This window comes from Sneathiella sp. HT1-7 (genome assembly GCF_020731145.1).
GTDB lineage: Bacteria > Pseudomonadota > Alphaproteobacteria > Sneathiellales > Sneathiellaceae > Sneathiella.
This window is the reverse complement of the sequence record NZ_JAJFZN010000005.1, coordinates 59,461-84,552: the sequence shown is the minus strand read 5'-3', so window position 1 is coordinate 84,552 and position 25,092 is coordinate 59,461. Positions and strand designations below refer to the sequence as shown.

22 protein-coding genes are annotated in these 25,092 nt (G+C 52.2%); 8 read left to right on the top strand and 14 right to left on the bottom strand.

What is annotated here, in order from left to right:
- Nucleotides 1-36: 36 nt before the first annotated feature.
- Genes LKE13_RS16590 through LKE13_RS16580 form a run of 3 tightly spaced genes read left to right on the top strand, consistent with a single transcriptional unit; the run spans nucleotide 37 to nucleotide 2,541 of the window.
- A complete protein-coding gene (locus tag LKE13_RS16590) occupies nucleotides 37-480 on the top strand; it encodes a MarR family winged helix-turn-helix transcriptional regulator (protein ID WP_227952577.1) in 444 nt (147 codons plus the stop codon).
- Between the two features lie 51 nt (nucleotides 481-531).
- Entirely contained in the window at nucleotides 532-1,893 is a 1,362-nt protein-coding gene (locus LKE13_RS16585; RefSeq protein WP_227952576.1) for an MATE family efflux transporter, read from the top strand.
- A 57-nt stretch (nucleotides 1,894-1,950) separates the two neighbouring features.
- Nucleotides 1,951-2,541: a LysE family translocator gene (locus LKE13_RS16580; RefSeq protein WP_227952575.1), complete on the top strand. Its 591-nt coding sequence runs from the start codon at nucleotides 1,951-1,953 to the stop codon at nucleotides 2,539-2,541.
- Between the two features lie 4 nt (nucleotides 2,542-2,545).
- Here the strand turns inward: LKE13_RS16580 and LKE13_RS16575 are convergent, their stop codons facing one another.
- From LKE13_RS16575 to LKE13_RS16510, 14 genes are all read right to left on the bottom strand, one after another.
- Nucleotides 2,546-4,216, bottom strand: a complete 1,671-nt coding sequence (locus tag LKE13_RS16575) for a TIGR01244 family sulfur transferase (protein WP_415776553.1) — start codon at nucleotides 4,214-4,216, stop codon at nucleotides 2,546-2,548.
- 44 nt (nucleotides 4,217-4,260) lie between these two features.
- Nucleotides 4,261-5,145 (bottom strand): MBL fold metallo-hydrolase, encoded by an 885-nt coding sequence (locus LKE13_RS16570; protein WP_227952568.1) that lies wholly within the window; start codon nucleotides 5,143-5,145, stop codon nucleotides 4,261-4,263.
- Between the two features lie 107 nt (nucleotides 5,146-5,252).
- Nucleotides 5,253-7,103: an ATP-dependent zinc metalloprotease FtsH gene (ftsH, locus tag LKE13_RS16565; RefSeq protein WP_227952566.1), complete on the bottom strand. Its 1,851-nt coding sequence runs from the start codon at nucleotides 7,101-7,103 to the stop codon at nucleotides 5,253-5,255.
- 37 nt (nucleotides 7,104-7,140) lie between these two features.
- A complete protein-coding gene (locus tag LKE13_RS16560; protein ID WP_227952564.1) occupies nucleotides 7,141-7,482 on the bottom strand; it encodes a chaperone modulator CbpM in 342 nt (113 codons plus the stop codon).
- Nucleotides 7,479-8,423 carry a DnaJ C-terminal domain-containing protein gene (locus tag LKE13_RS16555; RefSeq protein WP_227952562.1) on the bottom strand — a complete coding sequence of 315 codons (945 nt, stop codon included), beginning with the start codon at nucleotides 8,421-8,423 and terminating at the stop codon, nucleotides 7,479-7,481. The genes LKE13_RS16560 and LKE13_RS16555 overlap by 4 nt, the downstream gene beginning before the upstream one ends.
- Nucleotides 8,424-8,553: 130 nt before the next feature.
- Nucleotides 8,554-9,840, bottom strand: coding sequence for a TRAP transporter large permease (locus tag LKE13_RS16550; protein WP_227952560.1), 1,287 nt, complete (start codon nucleotides 9,838-9,840; stop codon nucleotides 8,554-8,556).
- Entirely contained in the window at nucleotides 9,840-10,373 is a 534-nt protein-coding gene (locus LKE13_RS16545; protein WP_227952558.1) for a TRAP transporter small permease subunit, read from the bottom strand. Before LKE13_RS16545 ends, LKE13_RS16550 begins: the two co-directional genes overlap by 1 nt.
- Nucleotides 10,374-10,394: 21 nt before the next feature.
- Nucleotides 10,395-11,387: a TRAP transporter substrate-binding protein DctP gene (gene dctP / locus LKE13_RS16540; protein ID WP_227952556.1), complete on the bottom strand. Its 993-nt coding sequence runs from the start codon at nucleotides 11,385-11,387 to the stop codon at nucleotides 10,395-10,397.
- A 77-nt stretch (nucleotides 11,388-11,464) separates the two neighbouring features.
- On the bottom strand, nucleotides 11,465-12,607 hold the full coding sequence (locus LKE13_RS16535) for a CaiB/BaiF CoA transferase family protein (RefSeq protein ID WP_227952554.1): 1,143 nt from the start codon (nucleotides 12,605-12,607) through the stop codon (nucleotides 11,465-11,467).
- 118 nt (nucleotides 12,608-12,725) lie between these two features.
- Complete coding sequence (locus LKE13_RS16530; protein WP_227952551.1) at nucleotides 12,726-13,643, bottom strand: LysR family transcriptional regulator; 918 nt, start codon at nucleotides 13,641-13,643, stop codon at nucleotides 12,726-12,728.
- Nucleotides 13,644-13,716: 73 nt separating this feature from the next.
- Nucleotides 13,717-16,167, bottom strand: coding sequence for a GcvT family protein (locus LKE13_RS16525; protein ID WP_227952549.1), 2,451 nt, complete (start codon nucleotides 16,165-16,167; stop codon nucleotides 13,717-13,719).
- A gap of 29 nt (nucleotides 16,168-16,196) precedes the next feature.
- Nucleotides 16,197-17,147, bottom strand: a complete 951-nt coding sequence (locus tag LKE13_RS16520) for a CobW family GTP-binding protein (protein WP_227952546.1) — start codon at nucleotides 17,145-17,147, stop codon at nucleotides 16,197-16,199.
- Nucleotides 17,144-18,793, bottom strand: coding sequence for an amidohydrolase (locus LKE13_RS16515; RefSeq protein WP_227952544.1), 1,650 nt, complete (start codon nucleotides 18,791-18,793; stop codon nucleotides 17,144-17,146). Before LKE13_RS16515 ends, LKE13_RS16520 begins: the two co-directional genes overlap by 4 nt.
- Nucleotides 18,794-18,820: 27 nt before the next feature.
- The gene (locus tag LKE13_RS16510; RefSeq protein ID WP_227952542.1) at nucleotides 18,821-19,429 is read right to left on the bottom strand and encodes a helix-turn-helix domain-containing protein; all 609 of its coding nucleotides are present in this window, start codon (nucleotides 19,427-19,429) and stop codon (nucleotides 18,821-18,823) included.
- A gap of 128 nt (nucleotides 19,430-19,557) precedes the next feature.
- Here LKE13_RS16510 and LKE13_RS16505 point away from each other — a divergent pair, with 128 nt between their 5' ends.
- The 5 genes from LKE13_RS16505 to LKE13_RS16485 all read left to right on the top strand — a co-directional run bounded on the left by LKE13_RS16505 (nucleotide 19,558) and on the right by LKE13_RS16485 (nucleotide 25,059).
- Complete coding sequence (locus LKE13_RS16505) at nucleotides 19,558-21,156, top strand: ABC transporter substrate-binding protein (protein WP_227952541.1); 1,599 nt, start codon at nucleotides 19,558-19,560, stop codon at nucleotides 21,154-21,156.
- Nucleotides 21,157-21,231: 75 nt separating this feature from the next.
- Nucleotides 21,232-22,200 carry an ABC transporter permease gene (locus LKE13_RS16500; RefSeq protein WP_227952539.1) on the top strand — a complete coding sequence of 323 codons (969 nt, stop codon included), beginning with the start codon at nucleotides 21,232-21,234 and terminating at the stop codon, nucleotides 22,198-22,200.
- Nucleotides 22,197-23,087, top strand: a complete 891-nt coding sequence (locus LKE13_RS16495) for an ABC transporter permease (protein ID WP_227952537.1) — start codon at nucleotides 22,197-22,199, stop codon at nucleotides 23,085-23,087. Before LKE13_RS16500 ends, LKE13_RS16495 begins: the two co-directional genes overlap by 4 nt.
- Nucleotides 23,087-24,082, top strand: coding sequence for an ABC transporter ATP-binding protein (locus tag LKE13_RS16490; RefSeq protein ID WP_227952535.1), 996 nt, complete (start codon nucleotides 23,087-23,089; stop codon nucleotides 24,080-24,082). Before LKE13_RS16495 ends, LKE13_RS16490 begins: the two co-directional genes overlap by 1 nt.
- Nucleotides 24,079-25,059, top strand: coding sequence for an ABC transporter ATP-binding protein (locus tag LKE13_RS16485; RefSeq protein ID WP_227952533.1), 981 nt, complete (start codon nucleotides 24,079-24,081; stop codon nucleotides 25,057-25,059). Before LKE13_RS16490 ends, LKE13_RS16485 begins: the two co-directional genes overlap by 4 nt.
- Nucleotides 25,060-25,092 lie beyond the last annotated feature (33 nt).

Genomic DNA, 25,092 nt, shown 5'->3' with positions numbered 1-25,092 from the left:
ATTGAAATTACCTGCATATGCAGATATATAGTCTGTATGACCGCAAACGCAAATCGAGAGTTCAAGTCCACCTGTAGCGCGTCGCGCTTTCGTAAGGCCGCGCGCCGAATTACGCAGATCTATGATCAATTGCTAGAGCCTTACGGATTGACAATCACACAATATGGATTGCTTGGTCACTTAAAATATTTCGATGGCATCAGTGTCGGCAGCCTTGCCGAAAAACTGGTAATGGACCCAACCACCTTGACCCGGAACCTGCGTCCCCTTGAAAGACAAGGCTTTGTGTCCCTGACCCAGGATGACAAGGACCGTCGCAGCCGCAAGCTTAGCCTGACAAAAACTGGACTTGAGAAATACAAGGCCGCTCGTCCAGGATGGCAAGCCGCGCAGGAGAGGATTGCAAATGTTCTGGGACCCGAAGACGGCCGTTTGCTATCTTCAAAAATTGACCAGATGATAGAAGACCTTAGGGAGTGAATTTTTTTGGTTACATATCTGTATATACAGTCATTATAGAAAGAAACTCCAATGACGGCTGAAAGCCACTCTCCTGCAGTTGCAGCGAACGTCAATCCCCTTCTGACAGCTCCAATCCTTGGCACACTGGCGCGCCTCAGCATCCCAAATGTGCTTGCGATGTCCGCCGCGGCCATCGTCGCCATTGCTGAAACTGCCTATGCGGGGCAACTTGGTATTTCAGCGCTGGCCGGGCTTGCCCTTGTGTTTCCAATGGTCATGCTGCAACAAATGTTGTCGGGCGGAGCGATGGGCGGCGGCGTATCATCCGCTATCAGTAGGGCCCTCGGGGCAAATGACACTCACCGCGCAGAACAACTTGCTTTCCATGCAGTTGTTATTGGCGCTATGGCAGGAATTGTATTCGGCATCTTTTTTCTGATATTTGGTGAGTATATTTATCGGCTACTCGGTGGTTTTGGTACAGTAATCACAGAGGCTTTGGCCTATTCCAATATCGTCTTTCTCGGCACAGTCGGTCTTTGGCTGACCAATACTTTTGCATCTGTCATTCGGGGCGGTGGCGACATGAAAGTCCCATCGATTACCCTGCTTGCGGTTGCCTTATCACAGTTTTTGCTAGCTGGGGCATTCAGCCTTGGCTGGGGGCCGTTTCCAGCGCTCGGGATGGCGGGCATTGGTCTTGGCTTAGTCGTTGCCTTTAGTACTTCGGCAATATTTCTTCTTTGGTATCTGGTCTCTGGAAAGGGCCGCGTTAAGCTGACCTTGAGAGGCGTCCAGCTAAAAGCGGAGATGTTTCGAGATATTCTCAAAGTTGGCGCGGTTTCTTGTATATCGCCATTACAAACCGTCTTCACGGTCCTTATTCTGACGCGGCTAACCTCGGAGTTCGGGGTCGAGGTTCTCGCAGGATACGGGATCGGTGCACGACTGGAATTCCTGCTGGTACCCATCGCGTTTGCCATTGGCGTCGCCTGTGTCCCGATGGTCGGCATGGCCATTGGCGCAGGAAATATCGCCCGCGCTCGTCAGGTGGCCTGGACCGGTGCCATCAGTGCAGGAATACTCATCGGAGCCATCGGGCTGTTCGTTGCCCTCTTTCCTAATGTCTGGACGGGGATGTTTACGGATGACCTCCCTGTGATGAGGTCCGCAGGGCTCTACTTTGCATGGGTTGGCCCTTTCTATGGCCTCTTCGGGCTCGCTTTATGCCTCTATTTTTCCTCGCAAGGCGCAGGCAAAGTACTCGGGCCTGTTATCGCTGGCACCCTTCGCCTTGTTATCGTTGCACTGGGAGGCTGGATTCTGGCCACAAACAATACTCCGGAATGGACGATTTTCGCGCTGATTGGGGCCGCCATGGTAATTTATGGTGCGACGACAGCGCTCGCTGTATATGTTGTCCGCTGGTAAGAAAAAAGAACAGATAACACGTCAGGCTGATCCCGCCGACGTTGCGGGGTAATAAGGATGATTGCATTTTTCCTGGCGGTTTTTTTCTTGGTGATTACTCCCGGGCCCGGCGTTCTTTCAACGGCCGGGGTTGGCTCTGCTTTTGGCCGCGCAGCCGGAACTCGCTATGTGATCGGGCTTTTTATCGGTAATAATCTTGTGGCACTTGCTGTTGTTTCGGGGTTAGCAGCAATTGTCTTCGCGGTGCCGATAGTACGCAATATGCTGCTGGTGTTATCCCTAGCATATCTTCTTTATCTCGCGTTCAGAATTGCCACGGCAGGCGCGAAAATCGCTTTTATCGAATCCGCCAGACAGCCCGGCATTTTTGCAGGCATCACCCTGCAAATGATCAACCCCAAAGCCTACGCCGTCAACACAACACTTTTTACCGGGTTTCCCTTCTTCGCCGATACGCTTGTCTGGGAGACATTACTCAAATTCGCACTTCTGAACGCAATTTGGGTACCAGTCCACTTCTTGTGGCTCGCCGCAGGTATCATGGTCAAACGGCTTGAGCTTGCTCCACATATTCAATTTCGGATCAATCTTCTCATGGCGCTGGCAATGCTTGCCGTCGTTGCCCTCGCCCTTTTCGCCAATTTCTAGGAAGTTAATCCGTAATCTCCGGCTGAGCGAGCCATTCACGTCCCCGAAGCATGGCTTGCCAATAAATAGGCGGCAGAATTTTTTCCTTCATTAGCCAAGCAAGCCGGCTCGGCTTTTGCCCGTTTATCAACCAGCTCGGAAAGCTGGGAAGCAACTTCCCTCCATAACCAAACTCCGCCAGTACAATTTTCCCCCGCTCTACGGTAAGAGGGCAGGAACCATACCCATCATAATGTGCAACGCCAGAAGTAACGCCCATATCACTTAGTAAATTATTCGCGACGACCGGCGCCTGCTTACGAGCCGCAGCGGCCGTTTTTGCATTTGGCGCATTCATGACATCACCGAGCGACCAAATATTCTCATAGGTCTTATGCCGGAGCGTCGTTTGATCAACATCCACCCATCCCGCCGCATCGGCAAGCGGACTGACCTGAATGAAATCCGGCGCACATTGAGGGGGTACCACATGGATCATATCAAAGCGTGTTTCAATAACTTCGCTATTGCCGTCCGCATCTGTCTTATTGAACCATGCCGTCTTCTTTGGCCCATCAATACGCACAAGATTATGCGAGAACTTCAGATCCGCATTGTATTTTTTGACATATTCCATAAGTGCCGGAACATATTCCTTCACGCCGAACAGAACGCCGCCTGCATTATAGAATTCAATGTCAATGTCGTTAATGACGCCGTTACGATACCAATGATCGGCGGACAGATAGAGCGATTTCTGGGGGGCGCCTGCACATTTAATCGGCATAGGAGGCTGGGTGAAAAGCGCCCGTCCTTCCTTCAAGCTGTTCACCAACTCCCAAGTATAGGGTGCGAGGTCATACCGGTAGTTAGAAGTAACCCCATTCCGGCCAAGCGTTTCAACCAACCCTTCAATGCCGTTCCAATTGAGCTTTAAGCCTGGGGCAACGACAAGCCGGTTATATTTAACGACGCGGCAACCATCCAGAATAACAGCGTTCTTTTCCGGCTCAAACGCCGATACCGCTGCCTTGATCCAATGAACTCCCTCCGGAATGAGAGACCCCATCGTCCGGACCGTATCCTCCGCATCGAATATGCCGCCACCAACCATTGTCCATCCGGGTTGGTAGTAATGCACATCGGCGGGATCAATAATCGCGATATCAAGACCTTTTTTACGGTGCAGCAGGCTTGCCGCGACGGAAATTCCGGCGGCCCCGCCGCCGATAATCACAATATCATGGGTCGCATCGGCAACATCCGTGGGCGTTCGGCCGCCATTTGCAATACGTCGGACCACACCGGACATGTCATAGCCAGCAGTTTTTGTCGTCTGCAGAATTTCTGGAAGCGGGCGGCCCTTCGCCCCTTCATTCAATGACCAGAGAGTCGCAGAACGGGTACCCGTCCGGCAATAAGCCAGCACGGGATGTGGAAGTGAAGCCAAGGTATCGCCAAAAGTCGTCGTATCACTGTCCTGTACCTTACCTGCGATGATCGGGATATAGGCCGCCTCCATACCGGCTTTATGCGCAGCTTCCTGAATTTCGGCGAAGGTCGGCTGATCCGCCCCTTCCCCATCCGGACGGTTACATATAATCGCCTTAAAGCCCAGTTTTGCGAGTTCCGAAATATTATCAGGTAGAATCTGTGGGCTTACGGACAGTGTTTCGCTAATTCTCTTAACGTCCATCTTCATATCCTTCTCTTGGGTGTCACCGCATACGTCAGCCTATGTCAAAGCACGTTGACCGGAATTTTCAACATCTGGTTCCCATCACGATCCGTTGGCACTTCACCTGCACGCATATTGACCTGTAGTGATGGCAGGATCAGACGAGGCATCCCAAGTGTTGGGTCCCGCTCACTTCGGAGTTTGACAAAATCTTCTTTTGTCTTTCCTTCACCGAAATGAATATTGTCCCGCTTTTCATCTCCGACGGTCGTTTCCCACTCGTAGTCCCGGCCATCCGGCCCATAGTCATGGCACATGAAAAGGCGCATCTCATCGGGTAAAGAAAGAACTTTCTGTATGGAGTCATAGAGTGTAGCCGCATCACCACCCGGAAAGTCAACTCTTGCAGAACCGCCATCAGGCATGAACAGGGTATCTCCGACAAAGGTGGCATTCCCGATCACATGGACCATACAAGCCGGAGTGTGCCCCGGGGTGTGAATAACAAATGCCGGCATTGAACCGATCTCATACGTATCACCGTCCTTGAACAGCCGATCAAATTGCGAGCCATCCCGTTTGAAACGGTTGTCTTCATTATAAATTTTACCGAATGTCTCCTGAACGATCCGGACTTTCTCGCCAATTCCAATTTTCCCACCAATCTTGTCCTTGATATAGTGCGCGGCCGTCATATGATCGGCATGAACATGAGTTTCTATAATCCAATCAACCGTCAAACCGTTTTCCGTGACATAGTCCAATATACGATCTGCGCCGCCGTATGAAATTCTCCCAGCGGCATAATCAATATCCATAACCGGATCAATTATCGCGCATATCTTGCTCCCCGGGTCTTTTACAACATAGCTGAAGGTAAATGTATCCTGATCAAAGAAAGCCTTAATCTCAGGTTTGATGCTCATATTTACGGGATAGTTGCTCATGGTTTTCTCGCATTCCCCTAACTGATTTTGGTACCGTTAGTTTGGAATTATTATAAGAAACCCCATGCCCGTCATTGATCCTGATCAACCGGTCATTGAGTGACAGGCTACGCTGTTTCCTGCTTTGCAGCTTTTGGGCCGAGGGTCGCGTCGATTTCCGGCCAGTTGACTGTTTCTTCTTTTTCAAGTTTTTCAATCAACAGTTCGATTTGAGGTCTATGCGTTTTGAGAATATCGAGACCTCGTGCCTCCGCTTCGCGGATTAATTTGAGGACAGCATCATCTACACGGCTCGACATCTCCTCACTGAATCGGCGCGGTTGTGCAATTTCCCGTCCCAAAAACGGATGCTCCTCACTCTGACGTAAATCAATGGGACCCACGTCATCGGACATACCCCATTGCGACACCATCGCACGGGCAAGTTTGGTGGCGTTCTTGATATCATCATCCGCACCGGAGCTGACATTCCCGATGAAAAAATCCTCCGCCCCACGTCCCGCGAGAGACACTGCAAGGCGATCCCGTAAATAGTCTTCATCCAGAGTATGGCGCTCTTCCGTTGGCAGGAGATGCGTACCACCCAATGCACGTCCACGAGGAATAATTGTCACCTTATAGAGCGGGTCAGCATGGGGCAAAAAATATGCGACAGCGGTGTGACCTGCCTCATGAACCGCCAGACGGTGATGCTCCTCCGGCTGAATTGCGAGCGTACGAACGGTACCCATCATGATTCTGTCACGCATTTCATCAAAGTGATGCATGTTGACTTCTTCAACCCCTTCACGCGCCGCCGCGATCGCCGCTTCGTTCACAAGATTTTTGAGATCAGCTCCGGAGAATCCCGGGCATCCCGCCGATACAAGATCAAGGTCCACATCCTTTGCGAGCGGTACTTTGCGCGTATGAACCTGCAGGATGGCTTTTCGCGCTTTCTTGTCGGGGAGCTCCAGCGTCACATGCCGGTCAAACCGACCCGGACGGAGCAAAGCCGGATCCAGGACATCGGGGCGGTTCGTGGCCGCAAGAACGATCACGGTTTCCCGACCCGAAAACCCATCCATTTCCGAAAGGATCTGGTTGAGCGTCTGTTCCCGTTCATCATTTCCACCACCAAGTCCTGTGCCACGCACCCGCCCGACAGCATCCAGCTCGTCGATAAAGATTATGCTGGGCGCTCGTTTTTTGGCTTCGTCAAACATTTTCCGAACGCGCGATGCGCCGACCCCGACGAACATTTCGATAAATTCCGACGCCGAAATGTTAAAGAAATTGACACCTGCCTCTCCTGCAAGTGCTTTCGCCAGCAATGTTTTACCTGTTCCGGGAGGACCAACCAACAACACTCCACGCGGTGGTTCTGCTCCCAGCTTTTTGAAGCCTTCAGGGTGTTTTAGAAATTCGACCAGTTCGGCGACTTCTTTTTTGGCTTGTTCCTGCCCTGCCACATCATCAAATGTCACACGCCGGCCAGATTTTTCTTCTTTAGCGGCCGACCCCGTCAAAAAGTCACTACTGCTCCGTCCTCCAAACCGATCCATCATATTACCCTGCATACGGCGCATGATGTATAAATATATTCCAATGAATATAATCCAGGGCAACAAAGAGAGAAACCAATTACTTCCGGTCTCAACAGGATGATTCCAGACGATGACTCCCTGCTCTTCGAACAGGCGCAACAGATCCGGATCGCCATTACTCGGGAGGACCGTTTGCAAATCCTTTGTGGCGACTTTTTGACCACCCAATGTTATAGGAGACTTTAAGACAACCGCTGCATTCTCTCCTGTCAAGGTAACCTCGGCAACGTCTCCGTCGGATACCATCTTCTTAAATTCGCTGAAGGATATCGCGGGATCGACCGGCGCACGCGCAACCTGGCTCATCATCAGGACCGAGAAAATAAAAATTCCCGCAATAGCTATCCACGTCCAGCCTGGTACCTGCTTCATCGCCAATTCCCGTCTCTACAAATTTGGAGCGCCCGCATCAACTATCATCCTTCTCGGGCCGCATGGAAGTGCAGACATCAAGGATCGCACTTTGAACATCCTCATGCTGGGCCTCTACTGCGCGGGCCAGAGTTTTCAGCTCATATCGCAACCCGTGGATTTGATCGATAAGCGACAGAACAACAGGGACCGCCTCGTTATTGATTGCCATATCCATCTGAAGCTGGCGAATAAGGTCCAGGCGGGCAACATCAATTTCACGGAAATAATATACCGTGCCGGTTTTAGTCGGGCTAACCCAGCCGCGCTTTATCCAAACCCGCAGTCTTGTCGGGCTGACACCTTGCAGTTGCTCAACAACGTCCTGTTCACTGATCATTTCGCTGCTCCTTCCAGTTCATCCCGCACGGAGTAAGCGTTATCTTTCTGCCATTGCTCCATAAACTCCTTTAGCTCTGGGTCGATCTTCTTTGGCAAAATAACCTTCAAACGAACCCGCTGGTCTCCCGCGGCCGCATTTTTTCCGGCGGCAATTCCTTTTCCCTTAAGACGCAATGTCTGGCCACTGCTCGCACCGGAGGGAACAGTCATATTCACCTTTCCATGAATTGTCGGAACAGCGATTTTTGCGCCAAGGACAGCCTCATCTAGAGATATCGGAAGGTCAAGCAGGATATCTTTCCCCTCCCGACGGAAGTGGCGATGGGAAGAAACCTCAATCTTCACATAAGCATCGCCGTTGGGCCCTCCGTTAAATCCCGGCGTTCCTTTACCCTTGAGACGAATACTCTGACCGTCGCGTATTCCTGCAGGCACTGACACATCCAATGTAGAACCTTCTGGCATCGTTATCCGCTTTTTCGCGCCAAGCACAGCATCCATAAAGCTGATCTTCAGTTGATATTGAACATCCTGTCCGCGGATCGGCCCATGGGCTCGACGGCCGTCCGATCCACCACCAGCGCGCGATCGACGGAAAAGCTCCGAGAATAAATCACTCTCATCGCCGAAGTCGCCGAAACCCTCTGAGGTATAGTAATGATTCTCAGGCCCGGCATCGGCATAAGAGCGGTAATATTGCGGGTCCGGTTTTTCCTTGCCAGTCTCATCAATCTCGCCTTTATCAAAGCGAGCGCGTTGGTCCTTGTCGCCCAGAATTGCATATGCACTGGATATCGCCTTGAACTTTTCTTCGGCGGACACATCTCCCGGGTTCAAATCCGGATGCAATTTTTTCGCCAGCTTGCGATAAGCTGACTTGATCTCCTTATCCGAAGCAGTCGGCTTCACGCCGAGCAAATCATATGGATTGTCATTCACCTTATAATTTCACCTTTACACTTGACGTAATAGAACCGGCAAGTCGCCATAGTATCACATTGCAAGCGCGGCGTATTGATTTGCCTCAAACGGCATATCAGGGCCAGTCCCTCCTCGAATAGATATGGTTTTATCGGCCGAAGCCTGCAAGGTCAGGAAGCCAGAGAGCAAGATCGGGGAATATAATTACCAATGCAAGCCCCCCAAGGAGCAGGAGCACATAAGGGATGGCGCCGAGAATCACCTCAACCAGCGGCGCATTGGCTATTCCCTTGATTACAAACAGGTTCATACCAACTGGTGGCGTAATCAGCGCGAGTTCCAAATTGATCATGAGAAGAATGCCGTACCAGATCAGGTTAACATCAAGCTGCATCAGGATCGGCAAGACTATCGGCGTTGTGATCAGGATAATGGAGATCGTCTCCAAAAACATACCCAAAATGAGAATGACGAACATGACGACGAGAATAAAGCCTAGCGGCGAGAGGCCGAGCGTAACCACACCTTCCATCAACTCAATGGGGAGGCGAATAATCGTGACTGCCCGGCTGAATAATGCCGCAGCCCCCAGGATCATGAACAGCATTGTTGTCGTCCGGACCGTTTCAAACGCCGTTTCCGCAAGTTCTTTTAGTCCGAAATTTCGATACACCAGCGCACCAACAAGAAGAGCATAAATGCACCCAATGGACGCCGCTTCCGAGGCTGTGAAAATGCCAAGATATATTCCGCCAAGAACCAACGGTGGCATCGAAAGCGACCAGAACGATTTGCGGATCGCCTTAAGACCCGCGCGCCAACCAACCCAATCGCTGCCTCTGGCATCTCCCCGGATATAGGCCTGCGAAATACAAAAACAGGCGAAAATCAGCGCCATCAAAATTCCCGGAATAAATCCGGCCATAAAAAGAGCGCCAATCGACGTCTCAGAGACAATGGCGTAAAGGATCAAAGGCCCGGACGGTGGGATCAGGATGCCAAGCGTGCCCCCCGCGACAATAACACCATAGGCATCCCGGGCGCGGTATCCAAAACGCTGCATCTGGGGAATGGCGCTGGATCCAATTGTCAGCGCCGTCGCCACAGAAGACCCCGAGATCGCCGCAAAAATCGTGCAGGAGAGAACTGTGGCAACCCCCAGCCCTCCTTTAAAATGCCCGACCATGGCATTCGCCGCATCATAGAGATCGTCCACCACCCTCGACTTGATCATCACATGCGCCATAAAGGCGAACATGGGAATTGCCGTCAGAAGGCCATTATCAAGCTTCGCAAAAACAGTATCCGCGACACTGGAAATACTTCCTTCCGTCAGCAGCATAATAATGACGGATGCAACACCCAAGCCGACAAAAATCGGGATGCCGGTCAGGAGCAAAAGAACCAGCAATAACAGGACAAGGAACGTGGCCACTAATTCCCCCTCCGCTTCAACATTTCTTCCAAGGCACGTGCGATGGAAATCAGAAACAGGAGGCCCGCGCCAACAAGTAAAAAGGATTGGGGTATCCAGAGCGGCGCCTCAAGATAGCCGCTGGAATACACACCAATAGCGTAGGAGAACTGCACTGCCTCCCATGCACTAATGAAGATTACAGCCGCGAGAAATGCGGTCGCCAGATAGCTCCAGATACCGAGCAGCTTTTCTGATCTACCCGTCACTTTTGAAGAAAGAAGATCAACGCTTATATGCTCCCCGCGCCGAAGAGTTTCTGCCGCACCGAGCATAACGATAGCGACCACGAGAAAACCGGACATTTCATCCGTCCAGGTAAGCGGCGTTCCAAGAATATATCGTTGAAAAACGCTGTAACCGGTCATGAAAAGTGTAAACACGACCAAGGCCGCACTGATGACTGCGGCGGCAAAAGAAAAATACTCAATTACACGGATAAAAACGGAAGAGGAGAAGGCTCCTTCTTCCGCCGATTTATCATTTATATCCATAATGGAATTGGCAAACTCAGACTAGTTCAACAAATCAAGAAGCTTCTTGCCATCCTCGCCTGAAGCATCGCTAAATGCCTTATAAAATGCCGGAGCCATTACTGCGTTCAAAGCCTTGATATCCTCATCCGTCGCAATATGAACCTTCATTCCCTTTGCCGCCAACTGCTCCGGTGCATCAGCTGCGGATGCTTCCGAGGCTTCAATCGCCCAAACAGCGGCCTTTTTGCCAGCTTCATCAACAGCCATCTTTCCCTTGTCGGAAAGGCCATCGTACCAGGCCGGATTCACATAGCCGTGGAAGTAAATGCTGAAAAGCGGCAGAACAGTCACGTGATCCTGCACCTCATAATATTTACGAGAGACGGCCGCAGAAACATCTGTCAGGCCCGCATCAATCACGCCGGTCGACAGCGCCTGATAGACCTTGCTTCCCGACATTGCAGAGGGAGCCGCACCCATCGCGACAAACCCGGCATCGGGAACAGGTCCCAGCCCACGGATCTTGACACCTTCAAAATCCGCTGGCTTGATTAACGGCTTCCCGCTGGAGGTGATGGCGGTGCTGCGTGTGGTGAATAGCCAGACGACATTCTTCACGCCCTTGGTCATCAATTTTTCTTCCAGAAAACCCGCTGCTTCAGAGCCGTCCCATTTTTGAAGTGCTTCCAGGCTGCTGACCGCGAACGGTCCAAGCGTCACATTCATCAGTGGTAATGTCTTGCCCCACTGTGGATTAATCGAAAAGGCGCAGTCAATATCGCCTTTGGCGACTGCCGTCGCATTTTCCTTTGCGCCGGTCAGGCTGTTTGCCCCGAAAACCTGTACATCAATTTCACCGTCCGACAGGGTTTCGATTTCCGCTGCCCACTGATCAATAACTTTTGCAATATGATGCGCCGGCGGCAACTGATGGCTGCACCGCATTTCGGTTGCGGCTGAAGCCACGCCCGTCGCACCAAATGTGCCAAGCACGGCTGAAAGGCCAACGGCCATTGTGAATAGTTTTCTCATAACTCCCTCCCTCAGGGTTATTGTTTTATTTCTAAGATTATTATTACGCAATTAGTAACCAAAAATACAACCTGATTTTACTTTCGGGTCACACCAAGTTCTTTCAGGATGTCATCAGTATCCGCTCCCAACGCCGGTACATGCAGCCCCTCCCCGAGCGATTCACCATCCAACTCCAGCGGCATTGTCGGGGCGCGATAAATCTGCCCATCGCTATCTTCAAAATGCACGAGACCTCCTTCGCGCAGAACATGCGGATCGTCGAACAAATCTTCCGGGCTGTTAATTGGTGCAAACGGAATACTGAGACTATCAAGTTTCATACTCAACGCCTCCATGGAATAATGTTTGACCTTTTCTGCTACCTTCGGGATCGTCCAGGACCGCGCTTCAATCCTGTCCGTCGCCGTCTTGAGATGCTCATCCTTCAGAAATTCATCCAAGTCATAGGTCTCGCAAAAAGCGTTCCAATGACCATCGGTGACAACGGCAATAAAGATTTTCTGCCCATCATTCGTCTCAAAAATATCATAAACCGGCCAAGCATGCGTTCGCTCAGGCATCGGCACAGAGGGAACGCCCGTCATTTCATACTGCACCATATGTTGCGCGACGGAAAATAGGCTGTTCTCAAAAAGCCCGATACGAATATTCTTGCCGCGTGCGGTTTTGTCCCGTTCACGCAAGGCGGCCAGAATACCAATAACGCCAAACATCCCGCCCATGATGTCATTAACGGAAGAGCCAACGCGAAGTGGTTTCTCTTTAGTGCCTGTCATCATGGCAAGGCCAGACATCATCTGCACCACTTCGTCTAGCGCAGGGCGATGTTGATAGGGACCGGATAGAAAACCTTTATGGCCGGCGACAATCAAGGATGGATGTCTTTTGAGCATTTCTTCATGCCCCAGCCCTTGGTGTTCAAGATGGCCATCCTTGAAGTTTTCAAGAAAAACATCGGCCGTATCGAGAAGCGCATGCAAGGTTTGCTGATCCTTCTCCAGAGACAGGTCCAATACCATGCTACGCTTTCCCCGGTTGAAAAGCGGGAAAAATGCTGTCCCCATACCTTTCAGGCTTCGGGTCTTATCGCCTTTGGGAGGTTCCACCTTGATTACTTCCGCACCAAGCTGGGCGAGGATCATGCCGCAGGTCGGGCCCATCACCATATGGCTCATTTCAATGACCCGAATTCCAGTTAGAGGCAACGCACCGCTCATCCACATATCCCTTTATTCTTTCTCGATGTGAGGAGCGAGCAAAGTAATGCAAGGCCAAAACAGTTGGAAGACATAACTTTAATTAATGCAAAATGCTGACGACATAATTTCGCGGAATTTAATCAATCAGTCCGCCATACATATGCTCATTCGTGGCGAGAATTCTTTCCTGCATAAACTCAAGGAATGCCTTAACGCGCGCAGGCATCAGACGTCCGGGAGGGCGAACAGCCCAGATTTTCATTTCGGGCCAAACCCGAAACCCGGCCAGTACATGCACGAGACGGCCTGCACGCAAATCTGGCCCCGCATGCCATAAAGAAGTCTGCGCAATGCCCATACCGGCCAAGGCCCAGGCACCGACAGCGTCGCCTAGGTTGACTGTCACGGGCGCCTTCACGGGGATTTTATGTACCGCACCATCGGGGCCGATAAGTTCCCATGTCCGTGTTGCCCCGAGCAGCAAACAGGCGTGGTCCGCTAAATCTTCCGGCGTTTGCGGTGCTCCCGCACGGGCCAGATAGTCCGGGGACGCCACCAGCATTCTCGGATTATCATCAATCTTTTGGGCAAGCAGGGTAGAAGGCGCAAGATCCCCTATGCGAAACGCGAGATCATAAGCCATTTCAACAATATCCACGATGGTATCCGATAGGTTCAGCTCCAGCGTCACGTCAGGATAAAGCTGCATAAATTCCGGGACGAACGGCACGATATGTGACCGCCCAAAAGACGCGGAAGCGGTCACCCGAAGCAATCCCGATATTGATGTCGACGTATCCGACAATGCTGTTTTTGCTTCTTCTACATCGTCGAGTATGCGCTTGGCGTGCTCCAGGAATATTTCCCCGTCCGGAGTCAGCGAAATAGCCCGCGTCGTTCGGTTGAGCAATTTTACACCAAGGCCCGTCTCTAGAGCCTGTATTCTTTGCGTCGCGTTCGTCGGAGATAACTTAAACTCTGCACCCGCGCGGCCAATCGCGCCAAGCATAGCGACACGAACGAACAGCTCCAGAGTTTTCAGATCGAAAGACAAGTCATTTCCCCATAATATCAAAAGACCTCGGATATACTTTTATCGGTCCAAACATCATAGAGAATAACACAGCCTACATATCCTTCACCCGTTTTGAGGTCGGATCATACATTGGCTTCAAAGATGCCGTCGCTTTTATACGGTGACCAGCTACCTCAATCTCATAGTCCGAGGCGAGAACATCGGCAGGTTTTTCGCCTTTGCTCGGAACATACCCAAGTCCGACAGCACCGCCAAGCGTATGTCCATAGTTCCCTGAGCTAAGGTACCCAACCACTTCTCCGTCGCGAATAATTGGTTCGTGATGGAACAGGAGCGGTTCAGGATCGTTCAGAAGAAACTGGACTAGGCGGCTATGCGGGCCGCTTTCTTTGCGCGCAAGCACTGCATCGCGGCCAATAAAATCAGGTTTGGTCGCCTTCACAGCAAAGCCAAGCCCGGCGTCGATAACATGATCTTCCGATGTGATGTCATGTCCGAAGTGACGGAACGCCTTTTCCATACGGCAGCTATCCATCATATGCATTCCGCAGAGCTTCAGGTCGATTTCTTCTCCGGCGTCAATCAATGTCTCGAATACATGGCTCGCCATATCCGTTGAAATGTAGACTTCCCAGCCAAGTTCCCCGACATAGGTGACACGATGCACACGCGCGAGGCCCATTCCGATCTCTATATTCTGGGCTGTTCCAAAAGGATTATGATCATTGGAAAAATCATTCGGGCTGACCAGCTCAAGTAACCTGCGGGAATTCGGACCCATCACCGCCAGAATTGCTTCTCCCGCCGTTACATCAGTGATCTCGACCCTGAAGTCACCACGATGACGCTCCAGCCAGCGTTGATCCGCAAGCCGGGTTGCAGCCGGCGTCACCACTAAATAGGCGGTTTCCGTGAGTCGGGTTACTGTGACGTCTGCTTCAATCCCCCCTCTTTCATTCAAAAACTGTGTGTAGACGATCTTGCCATTAGGAACAGCGTAATCCCCACCGCCCACATAGTTCATGAATTTTTCCGCATCCGGCCCCTCAACACGGATCTTGCCAAAAGAAGTCATGTCGTACATCCCGACATTCTCTCGGATGGCCTTATGTTCCGCCGCCGCATTTTCAAACCAGTTTTGGCGTTTCCAGCTATACTGATAGCTGCGCTCCTGCTCTGGATTGGCGAACCAGTTCGGTCTCTCCCACCCAGCGACTTCCCCCATCACCGCGCCGCGCTCAAGCATGTCGTGATGGAAGGGGGAGCGGCGAATACCGCGTGCCGTTGCTTTTTGACGGAACGGGAAATGATCCGCATATAGAAGGCCGAGCGTTTCCTTTGACCGCTCAAACAGATAATGGCGATTCCCCTGAAATGGCTGCATCCGGGCAATATCCACATCCCCCAGATCAAACGGCTTCATACCATCCTCCATCCATTGGGCGAGCGCCATGCCTGCGCCGCCTGCGGACTGAATGCCGATGGAGTTAAACCCGGCCGCAACCCAGAAATTATCCAGCTCCGGCGCGAGGCCAAGGTGATAGGCATCGTCGGGCGTAAAGCTCTCTGGTCCATTGAAGAAGGTATGAATGCCCGCCTCCGCCAGGATCGGCATTCTATTGACGGCATCGCTCAGGATCGGTTCAAAATGATCGAAGTCATCCGGCAGCTGATCAAATTCGAAATTTTCCGGAATGCCTTTCATGCCCCAAGGCTTCGCAACCGGCTCAAACGCGCCAAGCAGGATTTTCCCTGCGTCTTCCTTGTAATAGGCACATTCGTCAGGCACACGAAGAACGGGGAGCTGCGGGAGGTCTTTTATGCTCTCAGTGACGATATAAAAATGTTCGCATGCATGAAGGGGCACATTGGCGCCGGCCAGTCGGCCAACCTGATGAGCCCACATTCCAGCACAGTTCACCACCATATCGGCCTCGATATGCCCAGCTTCACCCTCTTCCCGCTGCCAATCAACGCCCGTCACCCGTCGCCCGGCGTGGCGGATATCCGTCACCGCCACACGTTCAAAGATTTGCGCACCCCGCTGGCGTGCGCCCTTCGCCATGGCCAACGCGATATTTCCCGGATCCCCCTGACCATCGCGGGGAAGCCAGACGGCCCCTTTTATGCCATCGAGATTGAGGTAGTCGTACCGCGCCTTAACCTCTGCCGCGCTGATTTCTTCGATCTCAACATCAAAAGCACGTGCCATTGATGCCTGTCGGAGAATCTCCTCCTTCCGTTCGTCCGTGAGGGCAACAGTAATTGACCCTGTTTCGCGGACACCGGTGGACACGCCAGTCTCCGCCTCCAGTGTGCCGTAAAGTTCCTGACTGTACTTCGCCAACCGCGTCATATTCTTTGAAGCCCGGAGCTGCGCGATAAGCCCTGCCGCATGCCAGGTGGTTCCCGACGTGAGCTGCTTTCGCTCCAGAAGGACTACATCCTTCCAGCCAAGTTTCGCTAGATGATAGGCAACCGAGCATCCGATCACGCCTCCGCCAATGATGACAACGCGGGCCTTGCTGGGCAACTCACTCATGATCTATTCCTTGATATAACGAAGGGTTACTAATTGAAATGAACGACAGACGGCCCGTGGAGAGGAGAAACATCCACAATACTTGAAAGGATTTTCATACCTCTCTCCAACTCATCCGGCGATCCGGCGGAAATCATCACAAAACCTACCTCAGCTTTTGTTGGCGCATCTTCAAACGAAAAACGGGATCCAACTCTTTGCAGCAGAACCGCCTCACCTGTGTCCGCATCGACAAAAAAACCTTTTACACGATGGATCGATGACGGTAGTTCCTCAAGCTTGCGGATCAAGTTATCCTTGCGTATTGGGCCCGGAGGTGTCCAGTGGGATGTGGAAAAATTGTCCTCATGCGGCTCTTCTTTCATAGTCTGGGATAAATTTGATCGGGCAGGCAGACCAACAATCAATTCCGGTGCAACTTTGCCTGCCTCGGCCATGATGACAGAAACACCCGGCGCCAGAGTTTCTATCCACCCGGCCAATTTCTCACATGTTTCATTTGAAACAAGGTCGGCCTTGGTCAGGACCAATAAATCGGCGGCCTCTATCTGGCTTTTCACAAGCTGCCCAACGAATTTATTTACGGCCCTTAGCTGTACTGTCTCGGCATCCAGCAAAGTGATGATGGCATCGAGTTCGAAGCCTGGCCAATTGCCGGCATGTCGGGCAAGGCGGGAAGGCTCTGCCACGCCGCTTGCTTCCAAAACAACTAGATCCGGGAGTTCCTCCCGAAGGGTTAGGGCATCCAATGCGGTGCCCAAATCATCCGTAATTGAACAGCAAACGCAGCCATTAGTCAGGCTGATGGTGTTTTCTGTCTGATCGCTTATCAGGGCAGCATCAATATTAATCGCCCCAAAATCATTGACCAGAACGGCAATCCGGCGACCATGATCCGCCGCGAGCAGATGATTTATAAGCGTGGTCTTGCCCGCGCCAAGATACCCCGATATCAGGATGATCGGAATACGCCCGTTCATTTGGCGATCGGAAAGGGCTGGCCCTCAAAAACGGTGCCCCAAATCGGAATATCCTTCAGATTTTCGACCGGCGTTTCCCATGGATCGGCCTCAAGGACCGTGAAATCGGCTTTCTTGCCTGCGCGAATGGACCCAACCTCATGTTCCATACCGATCACATAGGCGGCATCAATGGTGATTGCCCGCATAGCCGCATCAAGGTCTATCCGTTCTTCCGGGCCGATCACGGCTCCGGATTCGGCAATACGGTTCACGGCAACCCAGGCGGAATTAAGCGGCAAGGCCGGTGCCATGGTGAAATCGGAATGAAGCGCGGTGGTCACATTATGACGGGCAAGGGTACCAAGCCGCGCCATCTGGGAGGCCCGTTCATAGCCGATCGAATGCTGCCAGTACGCCTCCCCCAGTTCATGAACATAATAGACATTCGCCGATACCAACGCGCCGAGGTCCGCAATCCGCCGAACCTGCTCCGGTGTGGAGACGCCAAAATGCTCAATCGTAAAGCGGTGATTTACCCGCGGCCGCTCAAACTGCAGCATTTCCAGCGTATCGAGCGCAAGTTCCACCCCCAAATCGCCAGTACAATGTACATGAATACGTTTTCCGGCATTCCAGAAAGCACGCGCAAGCGCCTCAAACATCTCCGGCGCCATAAGCCATTCACCATGATGACCATCGATAAAACCCGGTTCCTGCATCTGCATCAGCTCTGCAAAGAAGCCACCATCAGTGAAGAGCTTTACACCATTACCAAAGATCAGACGATGACTTCCACGAGACGCATAGCTTTCTACACGTGCAACCTCATCCTCGATCTCGCCATCCCAAACACCGCGTAGAGCGCCACGTGGAATGATCTGCATGCGGAAGGGCACATCGTCCCTTTCAATCGCCTCACCTAAGAAATTCCACTCCGCCGAATCATCAAGAAGCGGATAGGCCATCTCCCCGATTGTCGTGTGGCCACCATAATGAACGGCTTTCTTGACCAGCTCCAACCCGTTCTTAAACCGATCCGGCTCAAACAAATACAGGTTCATGGCCTTCACCGCGATGGAGAGTCCCGTTTCAAAAAAGCGCCCGGAGTCGAGTTCAATCTGAGGATGACGCTCAAGTTCTGCGCGGTCTAGCCCCATCCAATCGATTGCCGCATCATTGGCAATAATTTCATGAAAGGACCGCTGCCAGACAAAGATGGGGCGTGTTGAGGAGACCGCATTAATCGCCTCACGATCTACCGCACCATGCCAAATTTTATGATATCCCCAAGTAATCAACGGTTCTGCCGGATCCTCAATGCCTTCGTCAATTTCCTTAAGCCTTGCAAGATAGGCCTCGTGACTGCGAACCGGCGCGCAAGTCCGGTCCGGTAGCTTCCATTCCATGGCCGTAATGAAATGGCAGGACAAAAGGACCGCGCCAAGCGACGGATGAAGATGCGGGTCAATAAACCCCGGCATCAGGACATGATCTACAAAACTTTCGTCAATGCGGTGGGGATGCGCATCAAGCCAAGGCTTCATAGTCTGCAATGTTCCGACCTCAATGATCTGTCCGTCACGAACGGCAACCGCACTCGCTTCTGGCATGGACGGATTCATTGTGCGGATTTTCCGCGCGGTAAAGACGGTTATTTCGCTCATATCTTTCCCTGTCATTCCCAGTTCTGGTTAGTAGGATGCCGGACTGATCGCCCAAACAACGACCGTATCCACCTCGCCCGGATTATGGCACCAATGCTTGCCGACGCCGCGCATCTGAAAACTGTCTCCTTCTTCCAGAACATGCGTGTTTCCATTTACGCTCAACTCTAATTTTCCGGATAGCACCAGGCCGCCTTCTTCACCCTTGCGGGCGCGACCCGCCTCTCCCGTTCCGGCGCCGGGGGAGAAAGTTGTCAGGATCAATTCCAGTTGGCCCTTCAGGTTGGGAGACAATAACTCTTCGCGTGTCCCGGCTTGACTCAGGTTAATCTCCCGACGAGCAGAACGGCGCACAATAACGTCGCGTTCCGCTGCCGCTGCAACGGCGGTTCCACTGAAAAACCAGTTGATGGACACATCGAGCGCCCGGGCGATGATATCCAGTGCCTCAATGGTAATGGGGCTGACACCACGCTCCATTTCACTGAGGTTGCCAACAGAGCGGCCTGTAATTTCCTTCATATCCGTTAACGTCAGCCCGCGCGCACGGCGCAATTCACGGATTTGCAGCCCAACGGGAACCTGCGCTTCAGGGCTCACACCCTGCGCTGAAATTTTATTACCTTTACCCGACATAATATGGAAACTTTCACAACAAATTTCGTGTTACTGAAAATAATGTTGCAATTTTTCAGTTATGATGCAACCCTTTTCATCTCGAAGAAATTAGCAATCTCGATTTTTAGTGGGGAGAATATCTGGATATGTTTCATACAAGAATAATGCGTAAGCTTTCAATTATTGCGCCTTTGGCGATAACTGCCTTGCTGAGCGCGACAACAATTTCCGCAGCTGAGCCGAAGGCAGGCGGCACGCTGAACACAACATCCACCGGCTACCGTACATTAAACCCGGCAGTGCAATCAGGCGCTGCGACAGGTGTTCCCGGTTCGCAGATTTTCGCCGGACTTGTCCTGATTGATGAAGATTACAAGGCAACACCCTATCTTGCCGAAAGCTGGACTGTGTCCGACGATAACCTGACCTATAGTTTCAAGCTGGTCGAAGGTGCGAAGTTTCACGATGGGCAGCCGATTACCTCGGAAGATGTTGCTTTTTCACTGGAAACAGTGAAAGCCAACCACCCCTTCGGCAAGGCGATGTTCAGCAATGTTGAAGCCGTTGAAACACCGGACGCGAGCACCGCTGTCTTCCGTCTCTCAGCTCCCATTCCGGGCTTGCTCCTTTCCATGGAGCCATTGTTACTGCCTATCATTCCAAAACATGTTTATGGCGACGGGCAAGAACTTAAGAAGCATCCGCGCAACATGGAGAATGTTATTGGTTCCGGCCCCTTCAAGGTCGCAGAGAACACTCCTGCGGAAAGGCTGGTTCTTGTGAAGAATGAAGATTTCTTTATTGAAGGCCGCCCCTACCTCGACAAGCTGGTTTTTTCAATCGTAAAAGACAGCCTGACACGCGTTCTTATGATGGAAAAGGGTGAAATTGATTATGTCGGATTTTCCGGTATTCGCGCAACTGACGCCGGACGCCTGGAAAAAACGGGTCGCCTTACGGTGACAACGGAGGGATATGGCGCGGTTGGCTATATTCATTATCTGGAACTGAACCTTCGCGACAAACCTTTCAGTGATCTCAAGGTACGCGAGGCTTTGGCACATGCGATTGATACCTCCTTTATCGCTAAAATTCTGTTTGGTGGCCGTGTCAATGCCGGCACCGGTCCACTTCATACGGGGAGCGTGTTCTATTCTGGTGATGTGCCGAGTTTTGAAGCCGATCTCGAGAAAGCAGCGGCTCTGCTTGATGAAGCAGGATACCCGGTCGGCGCAAATGACGAGCGTTTTTCCTTCACCCTCGATATTCCGAGCTGGGCGAAACAAGCTCATGGTCCGATGGGGGAATATATTCAGTCTCAGCTCGGCAAGATTGGCATAAAAGTTGAACTCCGTCAGGCACCTGACTTTGGTACCTGGGTTAAACGCATCTCCAGCTTTGACTATCAGGCGACAATGAATGGTTCCTTCAACTATCCGGATCCCGTCATCGGCGTTCACCGGCATTTCGATTGCGACAATATCCGCAATGTGATCTGGTCAAATACACAAGGGTATTGCGATCCGGCTATGGATGCGCTTCTCGATGCTGCCGCCGTTGAAACAGACCTCGACAAACGTAAAGCTACCTATGCTGAAATTCAGCGTAAAGCAGTAGAAGATCTTGTCTTTATCTATATGCCGCAGGATTTCACCGCGACCGTCTATTCCGATAAGGTCGGCAATCCTCCGTCAAGTGTCTTCGGCCCGCTGGCGCCATGGCATGACGTGTATCTGAAAGACTAAAACGAATATCCGGGGCGGCGGCCTATACAGAGACCCTCGCCCCGGTCTCCATTCGCGGTATGCATGAGGCATTAAATGGTAAAATCATTGTCCAAAAGAATAGGCAATGCAGTCATACTGCTACTCGCGGTACTGGTCCTTAATTTTACATTGATCCATATTGCCCCCGGCGATCCGGTTGAAGTTCTTGCCGGAGAAATGGGTGGCGCCACACCAGAACTTCTCGCAGAGCTTCGCGCCGATTTCGGCCTTGATCAACCCTTTCATGTACAGCTTTTCACCTACCTTGGGAATGTCCTGCAGGGCAACCTTGGTTATAGCTTTTACTATGACAAGCCCGTAACAGAACTCATATTTGATCGCATAGGCGCCACGCTTCTGCTCGTCATCACCGCCCTTCTATTTGCATTATTCGTCGGAACAGCGCTCGGCATCGCATCCGCCCAAAAGCGCAACTCTTTGCTGAGCAATGTTGTTACCTTATTATCGCTCGCAGGGTTTTCTGCGCCGGTGTTCTGGATCGGGATCATGCTGATTCTGCTGCTTTCCGTCGCTCTCCCAATTTTCCCCATTGCTGGCATGGCCACAGCGGATGAACCGGAAGGTAACTTTGCCTATATCCTTGATGTCGTCTGGCATCTCGTTCTCCCTGCTCTGACGCTTGCTTCCATCTATCTCGCCTTTTACAGTCGTCTGTCCCGTGCCAGCATGCTGGAAGTCTTGGAATCCGATTATATACGGACGGCGCGGGCAAAAGGGCTGAGTCGCTTTCTTGTTGTCTATAAGCATGCCCTCCGTAACGCCGTCTTGCCGGTCGTCACTTTTGCAGGCCTTCAGTTCGCACAAGTTATCTCCGGTGCGGTTTTGGTGGAAACTGTATTTGCCTGGCCCGGCCTGGGAACTTTGGCGTTCGAATCCATTTTGAGACGGGATTCCCCCACCCTGCTCGGGATTCTGTTTTTCTCTGCAGTGCTCGTTCTGGTCGTCAATATCGTCGTTGATATTGCCTACCGGATTATCGACCCAAGGATTAGCGCAAAATGATTGATAGCTCCCTTGATAATTTTAATACGGAACCGATGGAAAAACCGGCATCTCCCGCGCGCCAGACATGGAAGATGTTCAGCAGCAACCAATCGGCCGTCGCCGGTCTGATCCTGCTTGCCATTGTGCTGATCTTTTCTTTGGTTGGACCTCTTGTCTATCAAGTTGCCCCAACAGAAATGGTCTGGATGCCGCTCACCCCGCCGCTTGAATCGGAATATCTGCTGGGCACGGACTATCTCGGGCGTGATATTCTGGCCGGTCTTATCAATGGCGGGCGGATAACAATCGCCATCGGCGCGTCGGCCGCATTGCTAACTATTGTGATAGGGGTAACGATCGGCGCCCTCGCCGGATACTACGGGGGCTGGGTCGATAATCTGTTGATGCGGGTAACCGAGTTTTTCCAGGTTTTGCCCAACCTTCTGCTGGCCATGGTCGTCGTGATGCTCTTCTCCGCGACATTGACAAACATTGCCATTGCCATCGGTATTGTTTCATGGACAAGCACGGCACGCCTGACACGAGCGGAGTTTTTGCGACTGCGCAGCATGGACTATGTCCGGGCGGAACGATCTATCGGCGCCAAGAACCGGCGGATCATATGGGCTGTGATCCTGCCCAATGCCGCACCACCGCTTATCGTCTCCGCCGCTCTCAGCATCGGCACCGCGATCCTGTTTGAGGCAGGCCTCGCTTTCCTCGGTTTGAGTGACCCTAACAATATGAGTTGGGGCCGCATGATTGGCGACAACCGGCCCTATATTCTTGATAGCTGGTGGGGTGTCACTTTCCCGGGAATTGCAATCTTCCTGACGGTCCTGGCAATCAGCCTTGTCGGCGATGGGCTCAATGATGCCCTGAATCCGAAGTTGAGGAAACGATAATGCAGGCACCTCTTCTTTCTGTGCGCGATCTTGAGGTTTCTTTTCAAATCGGCGGCTCAGACGTACCCGTCGTTCGCGATCTCAGCTTTGATGTAGAACATGGAGAAACACTCGGTATCGTTGGTGAGTCCGGCTGCGGCAAGAGCATGACAGCCCTCGCCATTATGGGGCTTGTTCCGAACCCTCCCGGACGTATTTCCAAAGGGAGTATCTTGCTGGAAGGGATCGATATAACCACGGCCAGCGAGAAAGACCTGCAAGCCTTGCGCGGGAACGACATGTCCATGGTCTTTCAGGAACCCATGACCTCCCTCAATCCGGTATTTACTGTTGGCGAGCAGATCGCCGAAACTGCGCGGGCTCACTTCGGCCTTTCCCGGGCGGAAGCGCGGAACAAGGCGATTGAGATATTGCGCCTTGTCGGCATTCCCTCACCTGAGAAGCGCGTTGATGATTATCCGCATCAGCTTTCCGGCGGTATGCGGCAGCGCGTAATGATCGCGATTTCCCTCGTCTGTGAACCAAAACTGCTGATCGCCGACGAACCGACGACCGCACTTGATGTAACGGTTCAGGCGCAAATCTTTGATCTTTTCCGCGAACTGCAAGAGAAGACCAAAACGGCCATTATACTGATCACCCACGATATCGGGGTTGTTGCAGAAATGGCGGACCGGGTAATGGTCATGTATGCGGGCCGCAATATCGAGAAAGGCCCGGCGATCGATTTTATCCGCGCCCCGCAGCATCCCTATACGCGGGGCCTGATTTCATGCATTCCCACGCTACAGGCCGACCCCCCGGATGAACCAGACGCTCTTTTCGAAATTCCGGGCGTGGTTCCAAGCGCTGTTGAACTTGCGAAACCTGGCTGCGCCTTCGCGCCGCGCTGCCCAAATGTGATTGACCGGTGCAAAGTAGAATTTCCGCCGAGCACTCAGATAGAGAACAATCGATCGGTTAGCTGCTGGCTTGCACAGGAGGAAACCGTATGAGTTCAAAAGACGCATTACTTGAGGTTTCCGACCTTAAAGTCCATTTTCCAACCCGCGACGGTGCTATCGTACATGCCGTGGATGGCGTCACTTTTTCCATCAAACGCGGCGTTGCCTTTGGTCTCGTCGGGGAAAGCGGCTCCGGCAAGACAACAACTGCACTCGCCTGCGTTCGCCTGGTCGATCCGACGGCGGGGCAGATTACCCTCGGCGGAGATGACATCACCAATATTCAGGGCACCTCCCTGCGTGATGCGCGCAAGAAGATGCAAATCGTCTTTCAAGATCCCTATGCTTCCCTGAACCCGAGGGAGCGCGTCGGTTCGATTGTGAAGCGCCCTTTGAAGCTAATGAATATCGGGACCGCGACGGAACGTGACGCAAGGGTAAAGGAACTTTTCGAGATTGTGGGCCTTCGGCCTGAACAGAGCGAGCTTTTCCCGCATCAGTTTTCAGGGGGCCAGCGACAACGGGTCGGTATTGCCCGCGCCCTTGCAACTCAGCCGGACCTGATTGTCTGCGATGAACCTGTCTCAGCTCTTGATGTTGCCATTCAGGCACAGATTCTCAACCTGCTCGCCAAGCTCAAGAAAGAGTTTGAGCTAACCTATCTTTTCATTAGTCACGACCTCGCTGTTGTCCAGCATATCTGTGACGAAATTGCGGTGATGTATCTCGGTCAGATTGTTGAGCAGGGCAGCAAAAAGGATATTTTTCGCAATCCCCGGCATCCATACACGAAAGCCCTCATCTCCGCAGTGCCGTCGACTGACTCAATCGGCAAGCCGCGAGAGGACCGCATCATGCTCGATGGTGATCCGCCCAGCCCCATTTCCCTTCCGACAGGCTGTCGCTTTGCAAGCCGCTGCCCCTTCGCCGTTGAGAGCTGTGAGGATACCCCACCGATGCTTCGCGAAATCAGCGCTGAACATAGTGTTGCTTGTCACCGCGTGGATGCTGCAGGGAATTTCACCTAGATAGCTGCATTTAGTCTATTTGTGCAAACAAGA

Coding starts and splice junctions, on each gene's coding strand:
- LKE13_RS16580 (WP_227952575.1), top strand. CDS start 1,951: ATGATTGCATTTTTCCTGGCGGTTTTTTTCTTGGTGATTACTCCCGGG.
- LKE13_RS16505 (WP_227952541.1), top strand. CDS start 19,558: ATGTTTCATACAAGAATAATGCGTAAGCTTTCAATTATTGCGCCTTTG.
- ftsH (WP_227952566.1), bottom strand. CDS start 7,103: ATGAAGCAGGTACCAGGCTGGACGTGGATAGCTATTGCGGGAATTTTT.
- LKE13_RS16495 (WP_227952537.1), top strand. CDS start 22,197: ATGATTGATAGCTCCCTTGATAATTTTAATACGGAACCGATGGAAAAA.
- LKE13_RS16490 (WP_227952535.1), top strand. CDS start 23,087: ATGCAGGCACCTCTTCTTTCTGTGCGCGATCTTGAGGTTTCTTTTCAA.
- LKE13_RS16520 (WP_227952546.1), bottom strand. CDS start 17,147: ATGAACGGGCGTATTCCGATCATCCTGATATCGGGGTATCTTGGCGCG.
- LKE13_RS16560 (WP_227952564.1), bottom strand. CDS start 7,482: ATGATCAGTGAACAGGACGTTGTTGAGCAACTGCAAGGTGTCAGCCCG.
- LKE13_RS16485 (WP_227952533.1), top strand. CDS start 24,079: ATGAGTTCAAAAGACGCATTACTTGAGGTTTCCGACCTTAAAGTCCAT.
- LKE13_RS16535 (WP_227952554.1), bottom strand. CDS start 12,607: ATGAGCGGTGCGTTGCCTCTAACTGGAATTCGGGTCATTGAAATGAGC.
- LKE13_RS16590 (WP_227952577.1), top strand. CDS start 37: ATGACCGCAAACGCAAATCGAGAGTTCAAGTCCACCTGTAGCGCGTCG.
- LKE13_RS16570 (WP_227952568.1), bottom strand. CDS start 5,145: ATGAGCAACTATCCCGTAAATATGAGCATCAAACCTGAGATTAAGGCT.
- LKE13_RS16545 (WP_227952558.1), bottom strand. CDS start 10,373: ATGGATATAAATGATAAATCGGCGGAAGAAGGAGCCTTCTCCTCTTCC.
- dctP (WP_227952556.1), bottom strand. CDS start 11,387: ATGAGAAAACTATTCACAATGGCCGTTGGCCTTTCAGCCGTGCTTGGC.
- LKE13_RS16500 (WP_227952539.1), top strand. CDS start 21,232: ATGGTAAAATCATTGTCCAAAAGAATAGGCAATGCAGTCATACTGCTA.
- LKE13_RS16510 (WP_227952542.1), bottom strand. CDS start 19,429: ATGTCGGGTAAAGGTAATAAAATTTCAGCGCAGGGTGTGAGCCCTGAA.
- LKE13_RS16525 (WP_227952549.1), bottom strand. CDS start 16,167: ATGAGTGAGTTGCCCAGCAAGGCCCGCGTTGTCATCATTGGCGGAGGC.
- LKE13_RS16575 (WP_415776553.1), bottom strand. CDS start 4,216: ATGGACGTTAAGAGAATTAGCGAAACACTGTCCGTAAGCCCACAGATT.
- LKE13_RS16585 (WP_227952576.1), top strand. CDS start 532: ATGACGGCTGAAAGCCACTCTCCTGCAGTTGCAGCGAACGTCAATCCC.
- LKE13_RS16515 (WP_227952544.1), bottom strand. CDS start 18,793: ATGAGCGAAATAACCGTCTTTACCGCGCGGAAAATCCGCACAATGAAT.